17 protein-coding genes are annotated in these 18,589 nt (G+C 57.2%); 9 read left to right on the top strand and 8 right to left on the bottom strand.

The window, feature by feature from the left end:
- Positions 1 to 35: 35 nt before the first annotated feature.
- Complete coding sequence (locus tag NKF26_RS15680) at positions 36 to 2,129, top strand: alpha-amylase family glycosyl hydrolase (RefSeq protein ID WP_253234554.1); 2,094 nt, start codon at positions 36 to 38, stop codon at positions 2,127 to 2,129.
- A 26-nt stretch (positions 2,130 to 2,155) separates the two neighbouring features.
- Positions 2,156 to 3,214, top strand: a complete 1,059-nt coding sequence (locus NKF26_RS15675) for a TrmB family transcriptional regulator sugar-binding domain-containing protein (RefSeq protein WP_253228456.1) — start codon at positions 2,156 to 2,158, stop codon at positions 3,212 to 3,214.
- Positions 3,215 to 3,234: 20 nt separating this feature from the next.
- Here the strand turns inward: NKF26_RS15675 and NKF26_RS15670 are convergent, their stop codons facing one another.
- Together NKF26_RS15670 and NKF26_RS15665 are read right to left on the bottom strand one after the other, a co-directional pair.
- Entirely contained in the window at positions 3,235 to 3,606 is a 372-nt protein-coding gene (locus NKF26_RS15670) for a DUF4112 domain-containing protein (RefSeq protein ID WP_253228392.1), read from the bottom strand.
- A gap of 73 nt (positions 3,607 to 3,679) precedes the next feature.
- Complete coding sequence (locus tag NKF26_RS15665) at positions 3,680 to 3,895, bottom strand: hypothetical protein (RefSeq protein ID WP_253228391.1); 216 nt, start codon at positions 3,893 to 3,895, stop codon at positions 3,680 to 3,682.
- A gap of 183 nt (positions 3,896 to 4,078) precedes the next feature.
- Between NKF26_RS15665 and NKF26_RS15660 the strand changes: the two genes are divergently transcribed.
- The 4 genes from NKF26_RS15660 to NKF26_RS15645 all read left to right on the top strand — a co-directional run bounded on the left by NKF26_RS15660 (position 4,079) and on the right by NKF26_RS15645 (position 8,281).
- Positions 4,079 to 4,807 carry a ferredoxin--NADP reductase gene (locus tag NKF26_RS15660; protein WP_253234553.1) on the top strand — a complete coding sequence of 243 codons (729 nt, stop codon included), beginning with the start codon at positions 4,079 to 4,081 and terminating at the stop codon, positions 4,805 to 4,807.
- A 73-nt stretch (positions 4,808 to 4,880) separates the two neighbouring features.
- Positions 4,881 to 5,603 carry a ThuA domain-containing protein gene (locus NKF26_RS15655; RefSeq protein ID WP_253234552.1) on the top strand — a complete coding sequence of 241 codons (723 nt, stop codon included), beginning with the start codon at positions 4,881 to 4,883 and terminating at the stop codon, positions 5,601 to 5,603.
- Between the two features lie 122 nt (positions 5,604 to 5,725).
- Positions 5,726 to 7,321: a response regulator gene (locus NKF26_RS15650; RefSeq protein ID WP_253234551.1), complete on the top strand. Its 1,596-nt coding sequence runs from the start codon at positions 5,726 to 5,728 to the stop codon at positions 7,319 to 7,321.
- 312 nt (positions 7,322 to 7,633) lie between these two features.
- A complete protein-coding gene (locus NKF26_RS15645; RefSeq protein WP_253228387.1) occupies positions 7,634 to 8,281 on the top strand; it encodes a hypothetical protein in 648 nt (215 codons plus the stop codon).
- 1,354 nt (positions 8,282 to 9,635) lie between these two features.
- On the opposite strand, the gene NKF26_RS15640 is transcribed toward NKF26_RS15645, so the two are convergent.
- The gene (locus NKF26_RS15640; protein WP_253234550.1) at positions 9,636 to 9,848 is read right to left on the bottom strand and encodes a hypothetical protein; all 213 of its coding nucleotides are present in this window, start codon (positions 9,846 to 9,848) and stop codon (positions 9,636 to 9,638) included.
- Positions 9,849 to 10,016: 168 nt separating this feature from the next.
- Between NKF26_RS15640 and NKF26_RS15635 the strand changes: the two genes are divergently transcribed.
- Positions 10,017 to 11,258 carry an orc1/cdc6 family replication initiation protein gene (locus NKF26_RS15635; RefSeq protein WP_253228385.1) on the top strand — a complete coding sequence of 414 codons (1,242 nt, stop codon included), beginning with the start codon at positions 10,017 to 10,019 and terminating at the stop codon, positions 11,256 to 11,258.
- Between the two features lie 396 nt (positions 11,259 to 11,654).
- On the opposite strand, the gene NKF26_RS15630 is transcribed toward NKF26_RS15635, so the two are convergent.
- From NKF26_RS15630 to NKF26_RS15615, 4 genes are all read right to left on the bottom strand, one after another.
- Positions 11,655 to 12,656 (bottom strand): S1C family serine protease, encoded by a 1,002-nt coding sequence (locus tag NKF26_RS15630; RefSeq protein WP_253234549.1) that lies wholly within the window; start codon positions 12,654 to 12,656, stop codon positions 11,655 to 11,657.
- A gap of 274 nt (positions 12,657 to 12,930) precedes the next feature.
- A complete protein-coding gene (locus tag NKF26_RS15625) occupies positions 12,931 to 13,251 on the bottom strand; it encodes a hypothetical protein (RefSeq protein WP_253228383.1) in 321 nt (106 codons plus the stop codon).
- 61 nt (positions 13,252 to 13,312) lie between these two features.
- A complete protein-coding gene (locus NKF26_RS15620; protein ID WP_253228382.1) occupies positions 13,313 to 13,588 on the bottom strand; it encodes a winged helix-turn-helix domain-containing protein in 276 nt (91 codons plus the stop codon).
- A gap of 74 nt (positions 13,589 to 13,662) precedes the next feature.
- A complete protein-coding gene (locus NKF26_RS15615) occupies positions 13,663 to 14,991 on the bottom strand; it encodes a ferritin-like domain-containing protein (protein WP_253234548.1) in 1,329 nt (442 codons plus the stop codon).
- A 185-nt stretch (positions 14,992 to 15,176) separates the two neighbouring features.
- Here NKF26_RS15615 and NKF26_RS15610 point away from each other — a divergent pair, with 185 nt between their 5' ends.
- Complete coding sequence (locus NKF26_RS15610) at positions 15,177 to 16,184, top strand: succinylglutamate desuccinylase/aspartoacylase family protein (protein WP_253234547.1); 1,008 nt, start codon at positions 15,177 to 15,179, stop codon at positions 16,182 to 16,184.
- A gap of 178 nt (positions 16,185 to 16,362) precedes the next feature.
- Here the strand turns inward: NKF26_RS15610 and NKF26_RS15605 are convergent, their stop codons facing one another.
- The gene (locus NKF26_RS15605) at positions 16,363 to 16,980 is read right to left on the bottom strand and encodes a TetR/AcrR family transcriptional regulator (protein WP_253234546.1); all 618 of its coding nucleotides are present in this window, start codon (positions 16,978 to 16,980) and stop codon (positions 16,363 to 16,365) included.
- A 174-nt stretch (positions 16,981 to 17,154) separates the two neighbouring features.
- On the opposite strand from NKF26_RS15605, the gene NKF26_RS15600 reads away from it, so the two are divergent.
- A complete protein-coding gene (locus NKF26_RS15600) occupies positions 17,155 to 18,585 on the top strand; it encodes a cytochrome P450 (RefSeq protein WP_369682154.1) in 1,431 nt (476 codons plus the stop codon).
- The last annotated feature ends 4 nt before the right edge of the window (positions 18,586 to 18,589 follow it).

Below are 18,589 nucleotides of genomic sequence, written 5' to 3'. Positions count from 1 at the left end.
CAAGATAGTTATAACTCCCCTGTGGCGTGAAACACATGCACACAGCAGATCCCCCGCGATTCACGACGGTCGGAGCGACGGTCGAACTCGCGCCGCACGACCCGAATCCGGACGGAGAGTACGAGTGGCACCTCGAAACACGCCCGGACGGCAGTTCAGCGGTCGTGGACGACGCGCCGGTCATCCACTTCGCGCCGGACGTCCCGGGCGTTTACCGACTCCGACTCTCCACGCCCGACGGCGACCACGAACGAACCGTCCGCGCGTTCCCCGACGAGCGCCGACCCGTGCGCTTCGAACTGCCGCTGTCGGACCTGCCGATTCCCCACGAGGAACTGGAGTCCGTCTGCATCGCTGGGCCGTTCAACGAGCATCTCGTCGGCCGCGACCGGCCGACGTACGAAAACGGGGCGTACGTGTACGAGACGGAACTTCCGCCGGGCGAGCACCCCTACGGATTCCTGCTGAACGACGACCTGACCGAGCAGGTGCAGGGGACGCTCACCGTCCCCGGACCGGGACGGCCACGGATTCACCTCGATGCCACGTTGGAAACGGATTCGGTCGTCGCTGTGACGACGACCGAATCCGCACCCGACAGCGAATTCGCGGACGACGAGTTGACGGTGGAACTTTACGAAAACGGTTCGCGGGCCGTAACCGACGGCCCGCGAACCGTCCGAATTCCCCGCGACGACATCGGGGACGGACTCAGGATTCACGCCGTCGCAGTCGGCGAACGCCACAGCGTCGCCGACTGCGTGGAGATTGGCGGGAAAAGTGAACTCGGACTGTCCGAGCGAAGTGGGTCCGAGCGAAGCGAGGTGCCACGGAGCGAGGGAGTGGGAATTCACAGGCCCAACGACCCGCCGGAGTGGGCCGAATCCGCCACGGTGTACGAGATTTTCGTCCGGTCGTTCGGGGGTGAGACGGTCGATACCACGTTCGAGGAGTTGGAGCGGCGGCTTCCGTATCTCGAATGGCTCGGCGTGGACTGCGTCTGGCTCACCCCGATTTTGGGAAGCCCGACCGACCACGGCTACCACACGACGAACTACTTCGAGACGGCCGAGGACCTCGGCACGCGCGCGGAGTTCGAATCCTTCGTGTCGGCCTGCCACGACGCCGGAATTCGGGTCGTCTTCGACCTCGTCATCAACCACTCCTCGCGGGACCACCCGGCGTTCCAGATGAGCGCCGCCGGGGTTCCTGAGTACCGCGATTGGTACATCTGGGAGGAAGACGAGGAGACCGGGGAACCGAAGGCACAACGCTACTTCAACTGGGACCGAATCCCGAACTACAACTTCGATTCGCTCGCTGTCCGGCGATTCCTGCTCGACGTGGTGGACGAGTGGGCGGGACTCGTTGATGGGTTCCGATGCGACGTAGCGTGGGGCGTCCCACACGAGTTTTGGAAGGAAGTCGCCGCGCGCGTGCCCGACGATTTTCTACTGCTGGACGAGACGATCCCGCGTGACCCGGCCTACCACGAGGGCGAATTCACGATGCACTACGACACGACGCTGTACGGAACCCTGCGCGAAATCGGAAACGGTGAAAAACCCGCATCCGCCGTATTCAACGCGCTCGCCGACGCGGAGCGTGCTGGCTTCCCCGAGAGCGCGGTTCACCTCCGATACGTCGAAAACCACGACGAGCCGCGGTATCTCGACGATTGCGACCGCGACGCGCTGAAAGCCGCGGCCGCCGCGACGTTCACGCTTCCCGGCGCCCCGATGATCTACTACGGGCAGGAGCGCGGCATGACCGAGTACCGCGGGACGATGCGCTGGGACGACGGCGACGACGAGTTGACCGCGTTCCACCGGTCGCTGGTCGAAGCCCGCAACGAACATCCCGTTCTCAAGGACGGGACGGTCGAGGGAATCGAATGGGAGAGTGACTCCTCGTCGGTCGTTGCGTTCGCCCGTGACGATGGTGATTCGCGGATCATCGTAGCAGTGAACTTCTCTGACGGGCGCGAGACGATTCGAATCGGCGAGCGCGTCGAGGACGTGGACCTCGTGTCCGGGGAACGGGTTCCGACCGCCACTGGAAGGGATTCGAAAATCGAACTGTCGGTTTCGGACGTCGTCGTCGTTCGGACCACCGAGGAAAGTAAATAGGTACCCGAGAAATCATGAGTCAGGAAATGGACGACACCACGCTCGAAAACCTCCTCCGCCAGTTCGGTCTCTCCGAAAAGGAAGTCGATACCTATCTCGCGATTCTCGAACAAGGCGAGGCAAAAGCCAGCACCATCGCCGACGACGCCGGTGTCTCGAAACGCTACGTCTACAGCACCAGCGAGAAGTTGGCCGACAGGGGATTCGTGGAGGTGAACGACCACGTCGTCCCGACCATGATCCGCGCGAACCCGCCCGAACGAGTCATCGGGACGCTCTCCGACCGGGTGGAAACGATGCGACCCGCGCTGGACGAACGCTACTCCGCGACGACGAGCGAACCGGACCAGTTCGAGGTCATCAAATCCCGCGTCACGGTCATCAAGCGGATCCAGAACCGCCTCGCCGAGGCGAACGAGGAAGTCACCCTCTCGATACCGTACGAACATCTCACCGAAGTCGCCGACGAACTCGCGGATGCGGTGGAACGCGGCGTCCTCGTCCTGCTCGTCCTCAGCGGGATTCATCGTGACGACATCGATGGGTCGGAGTTCGCCGGACTCGCAAGCACCGTCCGCGTCTGGCGCGAACCGATGCCGACGACGCTCACGGTGGACAAGCAGTTCGGTCTCGTCGCTCCGACCGAGATGATCGTTCGGTCGAACAGCGAGAAGCAGGCGATCACCTTCGCACAGGAGCAACTCGTCCCCGTCCTCGTCGGGTCATTCCTCGGCAACTACTGGCCGATGGCGAACGAAGTGTACGCGGCCGAACCAGTGGAACTTCCGAAGACGTTCGACGACTTCCGCTCGGCGGTGCTCCAAGCGACGCTCCACCTCCGCGAGAACGACGCCATTGTCGCCCGGGTTCGGGGGCGACCGGTCGGCGGTGATAGCGAAGTGGTAACCATCGAAGGTCTCCTCATCGACGTTCGGCAGGGGCTGCTCGAACCCGCATCGAACGCGTTCCCGGTCGAAGCGGCGCTCGTCATCGAAACCGACGAGGGCGAGATAAGCGTCGGCGGTTCGGGGTCGTTCGTCGAGGATTTCGAAGCCGAAGCGGTGACGCTCGAACCCGCGGAGTAGACAGAATCAGAAAAGTGGGATCAGTGGTTCGAGACGTGTTTTTCGAGCAGTTCCCGGTTCTTGCGGTTCGCCTTCCACGTCGCGTCGAACACCGACCCGAGGACGGGAACCGCGCCACCGAACGTGTCGATGGCGACGTTGACGAGCATGCGAGCGAGAACGTGACGGGGAACTTCCAGCCGATACCCTTCGAGGGCGATGTAAAGCGAGATGATCGCCGATGCGGCGTCGCCGCCGACCGGGAGGAGGCCGAGAATCGGGTCGATACCGACCCGGAAGTTCGTGCCGGGAACGCGGAACGCCTCGTCGAGGAGGTCGCTCACCGTTCGGACCCGCTCGATCGATTTTCGCTTGTAGCGGGGTAGATTTTCGGGGAGGTCGGCGTGTTTCATGGGAGTATATCCAGGTACTCGGGCGGGTTATGCGTTCCGGCAGTCCGTCGAAACTCGTAGAATAGGGATACTGTCAGGCCGAGTCGGCGAACCGCTGCCAGTCTCGTCGTTCGATCCACGTCTTCAGCGACGTGAGTTCGATATCCGGGAAGAACCACCGATACAACTGGTTGTGGCGGAGGATACGGTGGGACTGTTGTTGACCGGTACCGATGGTACCTTTCCGGCGTATGGCGAAAGTCGGAACGAAGCCGTCAGCACGTGGGCGAAGGAGGAATTCGAACTGCACCGGGAGCGTTCGACTCCGCTTACCGCTGCGGATATTCTCGCCGATGGACCGCGTCAGTGCTAGATTCGGAGTGGTGTTCCGGCGGAATGGTGGAAGGTGCAGGGTGGAAAGTGTAGGATGGAAGGTGCAGGGTGGAAGATGCAGGCAGTTCGTTTACGGACAGTCGTGCCGTCCTCCTCTGCCATGCGCGAAGTAGAAATCACGTCGATTCATCAGGTGACGCCCGGAGTGAAGCAGTTCGAACTGGCCGACGACGAACCGTTCGATTACGAACCCGGGCAACACACACAGTTGCACTTCGATGCGAGCGAAGCAAGCGAGGTGGATACGTCGGGCGACGATGACGAAGTCGTTCGTCCATACACGCCCACGACGCTTCCGGGAACGGATCGCCTAGTTCTGGCGATAAAACGGTACGACGATGGAACCGCCTCCGTGTACATGCACGAACAAGACCCCGGGAACACCATTCGAATCGAGAAACCGGACGGAAACTTGTATCTTCGAAACCTCGATTCCGACGTTGCGTTCGTCTCGACGGGAACCGGAATCACGCCCATGATGGCGATGGTGAAACATTACCTCCGTGACGGCGACGGTCACGCGACGTTCCTCTACGGGGAGAAGACACAGGACGACGTGATGTACCGGGAGACGCTGGACCAACTGGAAGCTGAAAACGAAAACCTAACTGTGGCCTACTCGCTCTCCGACGAGGAGTGGGACGGCCGAACCGGACACGTCCAAGAACACGTCGAAAGCGTCGTCCCCGATCCCGAATCGACCGACTTCTACTGCTGTGGCGTTCCCGGAATGGTCGTCGAGACGAAAGCGGAGTTGGAGGAAATCGGGGTTCCCGAGGAGCGGATTTACAGCGAAGGGTGGGAAGAAGACGAGGTTTCGGACGAGTGAGGAAAAACGGATCGTCCCTGCGGCGATTGCGGGTTCCGAAACAGTGAATCGACCGACCCACGAGGAACCGTATATGAACAGCACGCGCGTCACGGTGTGGAACGAGTTTCGACACGAACGTGAAGACGAAGCGAGCAAGGAGTGTTATCCGGACGGCATTCACACCGTCGTCGCGTCGGCGCTCGAAGAGCAGGGATTCGACGTCGGGACGGCGACGCTCGACGAACCTGAACACGGACTCACCGAGGAGGTACTCGCGGAGACGGACGTCCTCATGTGGTGGGGACATATCGCACACGACGAAGTCGCGGACGAAATCGTAGAGCGCGTACAGCAACGCGTTCTCGACGGGATGGGGCTCATCGTGCTCCATTCCGGCCACTTCTCGAAGATATTCAAGCAGTTGATGGGTACCACGTGTGACCTGAAGTGGCGGGAAGACGGTGAACGCGAACGCCTTTGGGTCGTCGACTCCGGGCACCCCATCGCCGACGGAATCGACGAACAGGTCATCGTCCCGAACGCCGAAATGTACGGCGAGCAGTTCGACATACCCGCCCCGGACGAACTCGTCTTCGTCAGTTGGTTCGAGGGTGGCGAAGTGTTCCGAAGTGGCTGTTGTTACCGCCGCGGATCGGGGCGTGTTTTCTACTTCCGACCGGGACACGAGACGTATCCGATCTACCGACAGCCGGAAATCCGAAAAATCCTGGGGAACGCCGTCGAATGGGCCGCCCCGGACGAGGCATCGCGACCGTCGTTCGGCAACGTTCCCGAGCCACCGGAAACCCACTGACATCGGTGGAAACTTCCACGAGAGGCTGATTGAGATGAACAGTCACTAAAATAGAACGAGATTTGATCCCTACGTGGAGGACAAAGTTATATATTGATCACATACGAGACCTGTATTGTAGAATGGAACGTCGCCCGATTCGGGTGCTACATGTCGAAGACAACGAGTTCTTCGGAAAGGTCGCGTCTGAAATCCTGACACAGGAAATAGCGGATGTGACCGTTCACACGGAAACCATCCCGTCGGACGCTCTCGCCCGTCTCGAACTGGAACAGTTCGACTGCGTCGTCAGTGACTACGAGATGCCGGAAATGAACGGGCTCGAACTGCTCGGCGCAGTGAAAGAGATCGTCCCGCAAATACCGTACATTCTCATGACGGGCGGCGGAAGCGAAAAGACAGCGAGCGAGGCCATTTCCGCCGGGGTTACCGACTATCTGAAGAAAGGAACCGGAAAACGGCAGTTCGTCGCCCTCGCAAACCGGATCGAGAACGCCGTCGCTCACCGACGGGCCGAACAAACGGTTCAGCGCCAGATGGCCATCAACGATCTCATCTGGGACGTCAGCCAATCACTCCTCGAAGCAACGACCCGTGAAGAAATCGAAGAAGCCGTCTGCAAACGACTCGCGGCGTCCGAATCATATCTCTTCGCATGGATGGGGAAAGTGGACGACGATGATCGAGTCGTCCCTCGGGTCCGCACCGGAGTCGAAACGGGACATCTAGATACGGTGCTTTCCGACGACGCGGATCGAGACGAGTTGGAACATGCCTCCCGTGCGTTGAAAACGGGAGCGATACAGGTGACACACGATATCGGTCCCGATTCGTCGTCCGAAGGGCGATGGAACGGACCGAACCGGGAGTACTACTCGAAGGCGACGATTCCAATCCAACACGAAGAAACCGTATACGGTGTTTTGAGCGTCTACTCCGATCATCCATACGCGTTTGACGAAACGGAACGACGTGTTCTCTCGAAGTTCGGGAACAGCGTGGCGTACGCCATCAACTCGGTTCGAACACGACAGGAGTTGCTCAGGCGGGAACAACGACTGCAGGTGTTCAATCGAATCCTCCGACACAACCTTCGAAACGACCTCAACGTCGTCCTCGGCCATGCGGACAACCTCAAGGAAGCGATTCCCGAAGCCACCGAGAGTGCCGAGATCATCAAGCGAAAAGCGAGCGACCTGATAGATGTCAGTGAGAAGGCCCGTGAAATCGGTCGAACGCTGGACAAGCGCAGTCAGAAGCGGATAGCCGTCGAAATCACTGCTTTGATCGAGCGGACGTGTTCGGACCTGCGGAAAACGTATCCGAACGTGGACCTCGCGACCGACCTTCCGGACACGGCGTGGGTCTGTGCGGACAAGACGCTCGATACGGTCATCACCGAAATCGTCGAGAACGCAATCAAGCATAACGATCAGAAGGTTCCTAGCGTGATGGTTTCGGTGAGGAGCGTCGAATCTGATCGGGAAAATTGGATCGAAATCGAAGTCACGGACAACGGACCGGGGATACCGATGGATGAACAGGCAGTGCTAAACGAAGGGCGGGAAACCGATCTCCAGCACGGAAGCGGTCTGGGCCTGTGGTTGACAAACTGGATAGTCGGGAAGTTCGGTGGCGAACTCATCTTCGGAACCAATCATCCGCGGGGAAGCGTCGTGACGGTTCGTCTCCAACGAGCGGAGCCGCCAACCGAATAGTCGATTTGCCATTACAGACCGAGTAGTCGATTCACCGGTCGTCGGATAGCGAGTCAGTTTTCTTTTGTTCTGATTTGTTTTTAACCAGTGTTAGAACCATCCAACAATAAGTATATGGTGATGAGGCAAAATGATAGAGATGAAATGAGTACCGAGCTTTCAGGTGTTATCGACCGCTTCCGACAGCCGGAATACACCGGCGAAAACCGCTGTACGCCGTGTACAATCGTCAACGTCGTAATCGCCGTCGTCGCTAGTACGATTCTGACATTTGCGGCGATGCCTATCGGAATCGCATTTTTTGTGTTCAGTATGGCAACGATTTACGTTCGTGGGTATCTCGTACCTGGAACCCCGTGGTTTACGAAAACGTACTTCCCCGACTGGTTGCTCAAGAAATTCGACAAACACGAAATGCAGACCGTCCAGACGGCATCACCGGAACCGACGGACCGCGAACCGGAAAACGTTCTCGTCGATGCGAGCGTCGTTCAACCCTGTGAGGAAATCGACGACCTCTGTCTCGACGATGAGTTCCGTCAGATGTGGCACGACAACATGGAACGAGTCATGAAGGACGGCGCGGAAAAGAGCGACTTGAGTCGAATCCTCGGCGCGGATGAAGAGGAGTTGGAGTTCGAGGAACACGATGCCGCCTTCATCGCCCGAATGGACGGTCGGCGACTCGGCCAGTGGGAGTCCCACGCCGCACTCGTCGCCGACCTCGCGGCCGCTCGCGAGTTGAGTGATCGCTATGACGATTGGGATAAACTCTCGGTCGATAACCAGAGTCGAATCCTGAGCGGTCTCCGCATCTTCCTCGACACGTGCCCCGAGTGTGGTGGCGACATCACCGCGGAACAGGAAACAGTCGAATCCTGCTGTCGCTCGATGGAAGTCGTCGCCGCCACCTGCCAAGGATGTGATGCCCGTATCCTCGAAGTCGAACAGAATCAGTAGAGAATATTGACTAGTTATAGTTTGGCCGGATTGTTCGGTTACAGTTCGACCGGCCAGTACGCGTATCGGTCGATGAGAATGCAGAAAGGATGCAGGGAGGATGCGGTAAGGATGCAAGGAGGATGCAGGACGAATGCAGGAAGAATGCAGAGAGGATGTCGATCGATACGCGTGCTGGTCGATCATCGTAACACCACTGTTTCCGTTGTTCTATAGCGATGGACAAAAGAACTCCCAAGCTTTGCACCAGGGGGTATGGATCGAAGGAGACGGCCCATGTATGCTTAATCACTGTTGTGAGCAGTTGAGAGCTCGTGATAACTGAACGAATTCAGGTCGAGTTCTATCGAGAGAGTCACTGCTGAATGTCGGATCGCATGGCCACCGAATTTCGAGTAGTATATAAACAACCCCGTGATTTCCGTTGTTCCCGGCGATAACCGTCCGTCATAATCGACCCCATCGTTTCCGTTGTTATTTGCGACGTTATGACCCCGGTTTGTCGTGAATCGACCCGGTATTGAAGTCAGATCGGTACAAATCGGGTCGACATATTTCGTTCGGGAATCAAGCATGAATCATCATTAATAAAGGTGGGTAGAAAAAGAAGTCGAGTCTCGGGAGGGGGAAGTCGAGAGCGAACGGACGAGACACCACGGAAATCGCTTCCTGGGCAATTCATCGCTTCCATGGATTCTAGCATGAGCTCGTTTTCATCGGTGGGTTCGACGGGAACACAGAGACCCCATGATTTCCGTTGTTCGGTGTGTGAGACGCAAAGCGGACGATAACGGAAGTCGAGATTATGGGGGAGGGGACACCCACCCCATCGTTTCCGCTGTTTTGACGGTGAGAGGGTAGGGGTGGGGTGAGGGGGGTAGCGGGGCAAGAGATGCCGTTTCGAACGGAATTGTGAGTGAACGAAAACAGCGGAAATCGGGGGGTTCCAAAATGGGAGGGTAAGCCGAATAGCGACTTCTAAACAACGTAGAAGCATGGCGAGGGGATATCAGAGGATAACACATAGATAAAATTCAGTCCTGCATGGTATAATTTTTCTCTGAAAAATAAACATTAAGTAGACGATTGGAAAGGATAGATATCGTCTGACAGCAACAAAAGGACGGCGATAGGAGAAAAATGAAAGCTAACCGAAAGCAGTTAACAACTAGAATATAGTTTAAATAAATCTATCAATTGCTTTTTGTTCCCTGTACGGTTATTGTTATGTGTCCTATGTTATAAAGCCATCGTTTTACCAAAGGCTCCGTCCACCCCGACCCACCTTCCCACTGGAAGACACCGGAAATAGTGGGGTGGGTGTGTGTTTATATACCCCTCCGCCATCCGTTTTCTAGGAACTAAACCCGAACACCTCATCTAAAGGCGGGTTATCGTCTCTATCCTTTGTTATCGAGAACGCCTTTCCCCGACCAACGCCATCAACTCCACCGTTTCCGCTGTTCTTCGATATCAACAATTCAGATTCTCCCTGACCATCTTTTCCGCCTTCGAGTTCCACTCCACTCCACTCCACTCCACTCCACTCCACTCCACTCCACTCCACTCCACTCCACGTCCATTTCTACTTCACTTGATCTTCCCTTACCGCACCAACGCGAAAAGCATCGGAAACGATGCACCCTTCGAACTAATTCTCATACTTATACTCTTCGGAACAGAAGAAACAACGGACGGCCCAGTTTTATATACCTCTCCGTGAATACATCGTGTAATGACATCGTTCAGTTTCGACCGAGATAACTCCCTATATAAGAACCGGGATGCGCTCTTGGAGGAGTACACGCCGAACAACCTGGTCGGTCGGGACGACGAGTTGGAAGAGTATCACGCGGCGCTCCAACCGATAATCAACGGCGAAGCCCCGTCCAACATCTTCCTGTACGGAAAAAGCGGCGTCGGGAAGACCGCCGCGACCCGATTTCTACTCAATCAACTCCAGGAGGACGCCGCTCGATACGACGACATCTCCCTCTCCGTCGTAGAGATCAACTGCGACGGTCTCAATTCAAGTTATCAGGTGGCGGTTCGTCTCGTCAACACGCTCCGCGATCCTGCAGACCAGATCAGTAACACCGGATACCCGCAGGCACAAGTCTACAGTTTTCTTTGGGACGAACTCGACCATCTCAACGGCACTATCATCATCGTTCTCGACGAGGTCGACCATATCAACGACAACTCCATCCTCTACCAGATTCCCCGCGCACGGAGTAACGGTTACCTCGAACACGCCAAAATCGGTCTCATCGGTATCAGCAACGACCTTTCGTTCCGCGACTCCCTGTCGGCGAAGGTGCGATCCTCGCTCTGTGAGAAGGAAGTCTCGTTCCCGCCGTACGACGCGACCGAACTGCAGAAAGTGCTGCGCCAGCGCGATCAGGTCGCGTTTCACGAGAGTGCCCTCGCGGAGGACGTCATTCCACTCTGTGCGGCCTACGGAGCACAGGACGCCGGTGACGCGCGCCAGGCACTGGACTTGCTTCTCGAAGCCGGCGACCTCGCGCGGAAGGACGCCGCGGAGCAGGTCGTGGACCACCACGTCCAGGAAGCGCGACGGAAGCTCGAACGCGACCGGATCATGGAGGGCGTCGCGGACCTCACACAACATGCCCGTCTCATTCTGTACGCGCTCACGTCTCTCGAAGCGGAGGACAAATGCCCCGCACGCTCGCGTGACATCCGACCGCGATACGAACAACTCTGTAACCACATCGGTACCGAGGCGCTCACCAGCAGACGGATGCGTGACCATCTCGCCGATCTCGCCATGCTCGGCGTCATCTCCTCGATGGAGAAAAACGAGGGGATGTCCGGCGGAAAATACCGCAAACACGCGCTCAAGCAGGACCTTCACCTCGTCGTGAGCGCACTCGAAGAGACCATCGAACTCGCCGGTGTTCACGACAGTATTCGGCCGTACTATCAATCGCTGCTTGACGAACGCGAGAAATAATCGACAAACACCGTATTCGTTACACGAACCCTTTCCATCTTACTGACACCACTACGTCTAGTTCACGACTACTGCTACTACGTCAGGTTCACAACTACTGCTATTTCGTTCGATTCATGGATTCTACTACGTCCAATCTACGACTACCGCTATCACTCACTTTATTTCACTAACACCACTATTTCCGGTGTCGTTCCCCTAACTCGTTTGGTTTCACCTCGCTAACCCCATCATTTCCGTTGTTCTCGTCAGTTTAACCGATTCGAATTAGTCCGCAACTTCCGTTGTTTTCCCCCTCACGGCGCTATGTTCTGTTATTCTCCAGCCGACGCCACTGTTTCCGTTGTTTTTGATTTCTTTTTTCGTCGCTCCATCGTGAGCACTCGGTAGCGGCCGTCACTCCACCGTGATTCCGATACGACCGTTACCCCTCGCCTTCGGTCGTTCCCCGAGGACGACCTGTTCCGTCAATCTTCGACCGTCTCGAACCAGTTCGACTTCTATTTGCTCACCGGGTTGGGTTTCGATGAGCAAGTGTCGCATCAGTTCTTCGTGGGAACGAACCTCTTTTCCGTCGAGACCGACGATCACGTCCCCACCGACTGGAATCTCACGACCGCGAAGTGTCCGGGTGGCTTCACAGCCGATGAAGGCACCACTCGCCGGGCCGAGACGAACGTCGACGACGAGGATTCCACGTGGCTCCGAGAGCCCGTTCGCCTCCGCAACGATCGGCGAAACGTCCACCGTCGAGATCTTGAGAAACGGATGCCGGTAGGAACCGCTTTCGATGAGCGTCGGAACGATCCGCGAGACGATGGCCCCCGAGATGGCAAAGCCGATGCCGTCACCCTGTCGGGCACGGTTGACCCCGACGACTTCCCCATCCAGCGTCACGAGTGGGCCGCCGCTGTTCCCGGGATTGATCGCTGCGTCGGTCTGCACCGTATCGGGAATCGTGAACCCGTTGCCGGTGGGGAGCGAGCGGTTCGTCCCGCTGACGATACCCGTCGTGATGGTTCCGTCGAGCCCCATCGGATTCCCGAGTGCAGCGACTTCCTGTCCGGGTTTCGGCGCGTCCGCTGCGACCGAAAGCGGTTTCGCGTACGTCGGAAGGTCGGTGACGGCGACGACTGCGAGGTCGGTACCGCTATCCTGACCGACCACGTGGCCGGTGCGCCAGTCGCCGTCGCTGAACCGTAGTTCCACTTCGTCGGCACCACCCGTGACGTGGTGATTCGTTACGATGTGGCCGCCGGAGCCATCGTTATCGTAGACGAATCCGGATCCCGCGCCCATTCTCGACGGACGATTCGCGTCATTCGGCGTGACGTAGATCGACACGACCGACGGAATCGTTTTCTTATACAATCGTTCGTACGTCTTGTTGTCAGTCATACCCTCTGGTCATTCCCCATCTCGATTACCAAGCCACACCGATGCGACCACATCCGCGCCATCGCTGTCGATAGGGGCTAGGTAGTCGGATTCACGTTAGGTTAGTACCGAACACGGTTAAGTGTGTCACTTGCTGTCACTGTCTTCCCATTCCGTAGTCAAAAACCAGCTCTTGTTGTATGATAACACGAATCCTCCGGCTGAGGTCCCGATTACGAAAAATCGCCCGAACGGTCCGACCTAGTCTCCTTCTCGAATTCCTTCACCCGCTCTCTCAATCCAGCGTCACCCACGCCAGGAAGCCGATTGCGAGCATCTCCAACACGTGAAAGAGGAGCATCGCGTGCCACGCGATGGGCGGAACTGCCGTGCTGAACCAGATCGAGAGATCGGGATCTAACAGGTAATAGTACAGCGCCGACCCGTTCTCGCAGAACAGCAGGGATGCGAACACGAGCATTCCGAGCGTATGCTTGGACCGGAGTCGCATGTAGTTCCGGGCCCAGACGCCGCCGAGAACCGCGAGGAGTACCATGTTTACTGCGGTGGCAATTTGGGCTGCGGTGGCGAGTTGGGCGGCTGTTACCCAGCTCATCGGTACTCCTCCAGTGGGGAGATTTTGGAAACGTGTCGCTCGTGTGCAAGTGGGTTCATTATCAGTCGAGTTGGGTGATGATGTCTTCGACGGTGTCCCAGTGGTGGCGGGCCGCATCGGTCGGGAGGTACACCGCACCATAATCGTCGCCGCTCGCTTTCACCACGTTGTTGTCGGTGAGCACGTCCAGATGGTGACGGATGGTGTCGTAGTTGAGGTCCAAGTCCTCCGCGAGTTTGTTGGCGTTTCGCGGACGCTGGTCCAGCGAACGCAGGATGCGCGCGCGGTTGATACCGCCGCGCGTCCCGGCCAACACGTACCAGAGGACTGCCTCCATTGTACATTACATCCGAACCCGGCTACCTAAGGCCATCGACATGAGAGGAAATGGATGACGATACGGCGTCGATTTCAGTTGCTGACGATGAACTGACCGGCTATCTTCTTCACTTCCTTCATCGTCTTCGGTTCGTCCACCGCGTTCGGGAATGGCGACGTCATATTCAACTCGTTGAGGAACGACGCGTGTTCGGCCTCCACGCTGTGGATACCGATAGCGGCGGCGAACACGTCGTCGTTCTCGACAGTCGGCGCAGCGCCTTTGTACGCGGCGACGCCCGTGTTTTCGAGCGCCTTCGCCACGCCGAGGAATTCCGAGGCGTTCCCGTAGCCGAAGTCGTACTTCGCTTCCCCGACCGGCGTCCCACCGAGCTTTTTGACCGTCTTCGTGAGCGCATCGACGTGTGCGGCCTCGTGGTCGCTGATCTTGCTCAAGTACGCAGGTACCTTCATTCGCATGTGCTCGTCGAACTTCGAGAGCGCGTCGGCGTTCATCAGATCGTCGTTGCTGAACTCCTTCAGCCCGTCGCGGTAGAACGCGTTTTCGAGGTGTTCGAGCGTCAACGCGTAGTTCAGCACGTCCACGTCGCTCGTCCCGTCGTCCTTCTTCCGATCCTGCTTCGGGCGCGAATCTCCCATCTCGTACTTGCTCGTATCGACGTCCGACGTGACGAAGTTCCCCGCGATTTTAAGCACTTCGCCCATCGATTTGGCCCCGTTCACCGCCTTCGGGAACGGTGACTCCTCGTTGAGGAGGTTCAGAAACGCCGCGTGACGAGCCTCCACGCTGTGGATACCTGCCGCTGCCGCGAGCACGTCGTTGTTGACGACCGACGGTGCGGCACCCGCGTAGGCCGCGACGCCCGTGTTTTCGAGTGCCTTCGCGACACCGAAGAAATCAGTCGGCGTGTCGCAACCGAAATCGTACTCCCCTTCCTCGACCGGCGTCCCACCGAGTTTCTTGACCGTCTGGGTGAGCGCATCGACGTGCGCTGCCTCGTCGTCCCTCACCGTCTTCAGATAGTCCGGAACATCCATCCGGACCCCGTCGCCGAACTTCGAGACTACCTTCGCGTTCATCAGTTCGTCGTCGCTGAACTTCTTCAGGCTGTCGCGGTAGAAGGCGTACTCCAAGTGTTCGAGCGTCAATGCGTAGTTGAGTATCGGAACGTCAGGGTTCGACATCTCCTCCTCGGTCGTCGTCTCCATGTCGGACGTGGTCGTGTCCATCGAGGTGGACATCGAAGTACTCATCGTCGAACTCGCACCGTCATCGCTACTCCCTGTACAACCGGCGAGGGCCAGCGTGCCGACTGCCGCAGTCGCTCCGAGGAACGTCCGGCGCGTGCGCCGCGTTCCCGTGTTGGACGAGTCGTCGGTGGCGTCGTTGTTCTGCTTCATGGCTTCTCCTGCATCGAGTCCGTAGGGGTCAAAAACGATTTTCCGAACTCCACCGGGAATGTTCCGAGGATGTTTCGGGACTGTTTCCCGACTCTCACCCAAATTCGGTTTCACCCGAATTCGGTTCTAGCAGTCATCCGGTTCCCCCGGAAACCTCCAATACGGAATCCGTCGTTTTATCCGCCATGGGGGAATCAACAGCGTTCGAGTTCGACGGAGGACGCGTCGAACCGGGTGAGGGCCAACAGTTCCGTTTTCCGACCAGCGAGACGTATCTCGGGGACCCTATCCGAATCCCCGTCACCATCATCAACGGCGAAAACCCCGGCCCGACGGTGTTCCTCGGGGCGGCGCTTCACGGCGACGAACTCAACGGCATCGAAGTCGTCCGCGAGGTAGCCCACGAGTGGAAACACTCGGACGTTCACGGTACCATCGTCTGCCTGCCCGTCCTCAACGTCCCCGGGTTTCTCGCCCAGGAGCGATATCTACCGGGCTACGAGCAGGATCTCAATCGGGCATTTCCGGGCGGCCCCGACGGGACCAACGACCGCCGTATTGCGCACGAAATCTATCGAAACTTCGTCGAACCGTGCGATTTCGGCATCGACTTTCACACGTCCACACGCGGACGAACCAACATGCTCCACGTCCGGGCCGACATGCTCGATCCGGACGTCGCGCGACTCGCCAACGCGTTCGGGACGAACCTCATCATCGCCGGTCGGGGCGCACCCGGAATGCTCCGCCGGGAGGCGACGGAACGCGGAACCCCGACCATCACCATCGAGATGGGGGAAGCCCACCGGTTCGAGCGTGACCTCATCGAACACGCTCTGGACGGCGTTCGGAGCGTATTCGCCGAATACGGCCTCTACCAGCAGGAACTCGTCCGTTGGCCGGGATGGCGAACCGTCGTTGAAACCGACGACGAGCGAACGTGGATTCGTTCGGACGAGGGCGGCCTCGTCGACATGCGACGCGAACGCGGCGAACTCGTGTACGAAGGCGAAACCATCTGTTCGGTTAGCGACCCGTTCAAACGCGAGAGCGTCGAAGTCCTCGCTCCTTTCACTGGCCTTCTCGTCGGCGTCCTCGAAAATCCGGTCGTCTACCCCGGAAATCCGCTCTGTCATCTCGTCGAAGTCGAGGCGACGGTTCGGCGTTCCATCGAAATGTCGAGTCAGAATTGAACGTCTTCTATTCCCTCCTCTCCGAACTCGTGCATCTCAGCAAACCGCTGGGAGTGGGACTGGGCAGATGCAACGAATTACCGTCAGCGTCCATGAAAAAGTCGTCTGATGACTGACTCGGAAGTCCCTTTCCTTAGAACAGCGTACGATCGCGATTCACGGACCCGAATCAATTCGATTATCGCTGTTTTTCCCTCGTCAACCCTCTTGCTACTGTCGTAATCAACGTATCTCGTACAAACGAGTACTCGTCCGATCCGTATTTTTCGTACTCATCCCGATATCTGGACATCAGTTCTATGACCGACAATACTTCCATTACAACGCTCGGGTCCAACTCTTGGATCAATCCGTCGCTTCGACCTTTAAGATCCTCGATAATTGGACCCAACTGTTCAAGATACTTGTTCGTCATCTCGTTATGCATCTCCGCTTCGACGCTTTGGAACGGGTACTCGGAGAATGTCTGGTGGCCAGCTCGTAGGATTGGACGATTCTCGAACTCGTCTGCCCAGGTATGGATGAGACGTTCCAGGTCCGCTTCGGGATCATCCGTTTCGGTGAACTCCGATTCGATAGTATCGATAAGTGATTCATGTTCGCGAACTATCACCGTTAAAAATATCTTCGATTTCGAGTCGAAAAACTGATAGAATGTACTCTCACCGATTCCGACTGGTTCCGTAATGTCTTCTACTGTTGTCTTCTTGAACCCATGTCGAATTATGAGTTCTCGAGCGGTCTCCACGAGGTTTTCTCTGATCTCCTCCCGCTCCTCATCGCTGAAATTGTGCATGAACTCCATTGAAAATCGAGAATCATAAATTTATTGCTCATCATTCAAGAGCCTACGAGCGAAATCCATATACGCTCCTATGATGAGGAATAGGTATGGTTACACTCGAACGAACAATTTCCAAGAATGAAACGGAACCTCGCCGTGACACCCGCAGTCGAGTAAATCGAACGGATGATACCGATGAATAAGAATAAAATCACGGGAATACTAAACGAATGTCTTCCTGGTGGTTTGGAATCAATTTCGGACGCTTCGATTCCACCTCGGATAAACGAACCACCGCTCATCGGAAGTTCTTGGAAATTCATTCGACACCCCTTCGAGTTCGTTTCTGAGTGTCGAGTTCAAGGTGACGTCGTCAGATTTCGTCTCGCTGCGTCCGACTTTTATCTAATCAGTCACCCGGACGCGATCGATCACATCCTGATTCGGAACAATCAAAACTACAGGAAAGGGGCGATGACCCAACTGTTGCGGGATATCGTCGGAAACGGAATCGTCACGAGCGAGCGGGACGTATGGCGTCGACAACGTCACATGGCTAACCCGGCGTTCGATCCGGAGCATATAACGAGTTATGCGGACACGATGACGGACTATACGGAGCGATTGACCTCCGAATGGAAAGGGGGAGAGACGATCAACATCCGGAAAGAGATGAGCCAGCTGATGCTTGAGATCATCTCTCAAACCTTGTTCAAAGCTGACATACGTGAAGATGATCGAGGGGAGCGAGTGGTCCGAGCACTGGACACTCTCTTTGTTAACTCGTGGGGTACCGTTACCGGAATTTTCGATCGAGTTCCCGAATGGGTCCCGCTCCCACCACGGCAGCGATACCATGCCGCGATCAGCGAACTTGACGCGGTCGTTTACTCGATCATTGCAGACCGTCGGCGAAGCGACGACAAAGGGGACGACGCGCTCTCGATGCTCCTCGCTGCCGAGGACGAGAAGGGTCGTAAAATGACCGACGAAGAGCTTCGAGATATGGTGATCGCCCTCTTGATTGCTGGATTCGGTACGACGGCGTTTGCAATGTCGGCGACCCTCTTTTTGGTTGGTCACCATCCTCTCGTGGAGAAGTTATTGGTCGAGGAACTCGATTCGGTGCTCGGTGACAAAACTCCAACGGACGACGACCTTGATGAACTCGAATACACGGAGCGAGTTATCAAAGAATCGATGCGTCTCTACCCTCCCGCACCCCGAGTGATCTCCCGGGAAGCTACCCAAGACGACGAAATCGACGGCTATCGGATTCCCGCTGGTTCCCAGATTCTCATCAGTCAATGGGCGACGCATCGAGATTCTCGCTGGTATGAGGACCCGATCACGTTCGACCCTGACCGTTGGACGAAAGAACGCGAAGCGTCACGTCCTCCGATGGCGTACTACCCGTTCGCCGCTGGCCCGCGCCGGTGTCTCGGTGATCGATTCGCGATGCAGGAAACCAAACTCGTGCTTGCGACGATTCTGCAGCAGTATCATCTCGAAATTCATACCGAGAAACTGGATCACGATCCGGGAGCAACGACTGCACATTCCGATGCGCATCCGATCGAAGCGACGGTGCGTCGGCGGCGGAATGAAAACCAATAGCGGT

Source organism: Haladaptatus sp. AB618 (assembly GCF_024136965.1).
In the GTDB taxonomy this organism is placed as follows: Archaea; Halobacteriota; Halobacteria; order Halobacteriales; family Haladaptataceae; genus Haladaptatus.
This window is presented reverse-complemented; position numbering and strand designations above follow the sequence as displayed.

Coding starts and splice junctions, on each gene's coding strand:
- NKF26_RS15670 (WP_253228392.1), bottom strand. CDS start 3,606: ATGAAACACGCCGACCTCCCCGAAAATCTACCCCGCTACAAGCGAAAA.
- NKF26_RS15655 (WP_253234552.1), top strand. CDS start 4,881: ATGAACAGCACGCGCGTCACGGTGTGGAACGAGTTTCGACACGAACGT.
- NKF26_RS15675 (WP_253228456.1), top strand. CDS start 2,156: ATGGACGACACCACGCTCGAAAACCTCCTCCGCCAGTTCGGTCTCTCC.
- NKF26_RS15630 (WP_253234549.1), bottom strand. CDS start 12,656: ATGACTGACAACAAGACGTACGAACGATTGTATAAGAAAACGATTCCG.
- NKF26_RS15660 (WP_253234553.1), top strand. CDS start 4,079: ATGCGCGAAGTAGAAATCACGTCGATTCATCAGGTGACGCCCGGAGTG.
- NKF26_RS15600 (WP_369682154.1), top strand. CDS start 17,155: ATGATACCGATGAATAAGAATAAAATCACGGGAATACTAAACGAATGT.
- NKF26_RS15645 (WP_253228387.1), top strand. CDS start 7,634: ATGGCAACGATTTACGTTCGTGGGTATCTCGTACCTGGAACCCCGTGG.
- NKF26_RS15605 (WP_253234546.1), bottom strand. CDS start 16,980: ATGCACAATTTCAGCGATGAGGAGCGGGAGGAGATCAGAGAAAACCTC.
- NKF26_RS15625 (WP_253228383.1), bottom strand. CDS start 13,251: ATGAGCTGGGTAACAGCCGCCCAACTCGCCACCGCAGCCCAAATTGCC.
- NKF26_RS15615 (WP_253234548.1), bottom strand. CDS start 14,991: ATGAAGCAGAACAACGACGCCACCGACGACTCGTCCAACACGGGAACG.
- NKF26_RS15635 (WP_253228385.1), top strand. CDS start 10,017: ATGACATCGTTCAGTTTCGACCGAGATAACTCCCTATATAAGAACCGG.
- NKF26_RS15680 (WP_253234554.1), top strand. CDS start 36: ATGCACACAGCAGATCCCCCGCGATTCACGACGGTCGGAGCGACGGTC.
- NKF26_RS15610 (WP_253234547.1), top strand. CDS start 15,177: ATGGGGGAATCAACAGCGTTCGAGTTCGACGGAGGACGCGTCGAACCG.
- NKF26_RS15620 (WP_253228382.1), bottom strand. CDS start 13,588: ATGGAGGCAGTCCTCTGGTACGTGTTGGCCGGGACGCGCGGCGGTATC.
- NKF26_RS15650 (WP_253234551.1), top strand. CDS start 5,726: ATGGAACGTCGCCCGATTCGGGTGCTACATGTCGAAGACAACGAGTTC.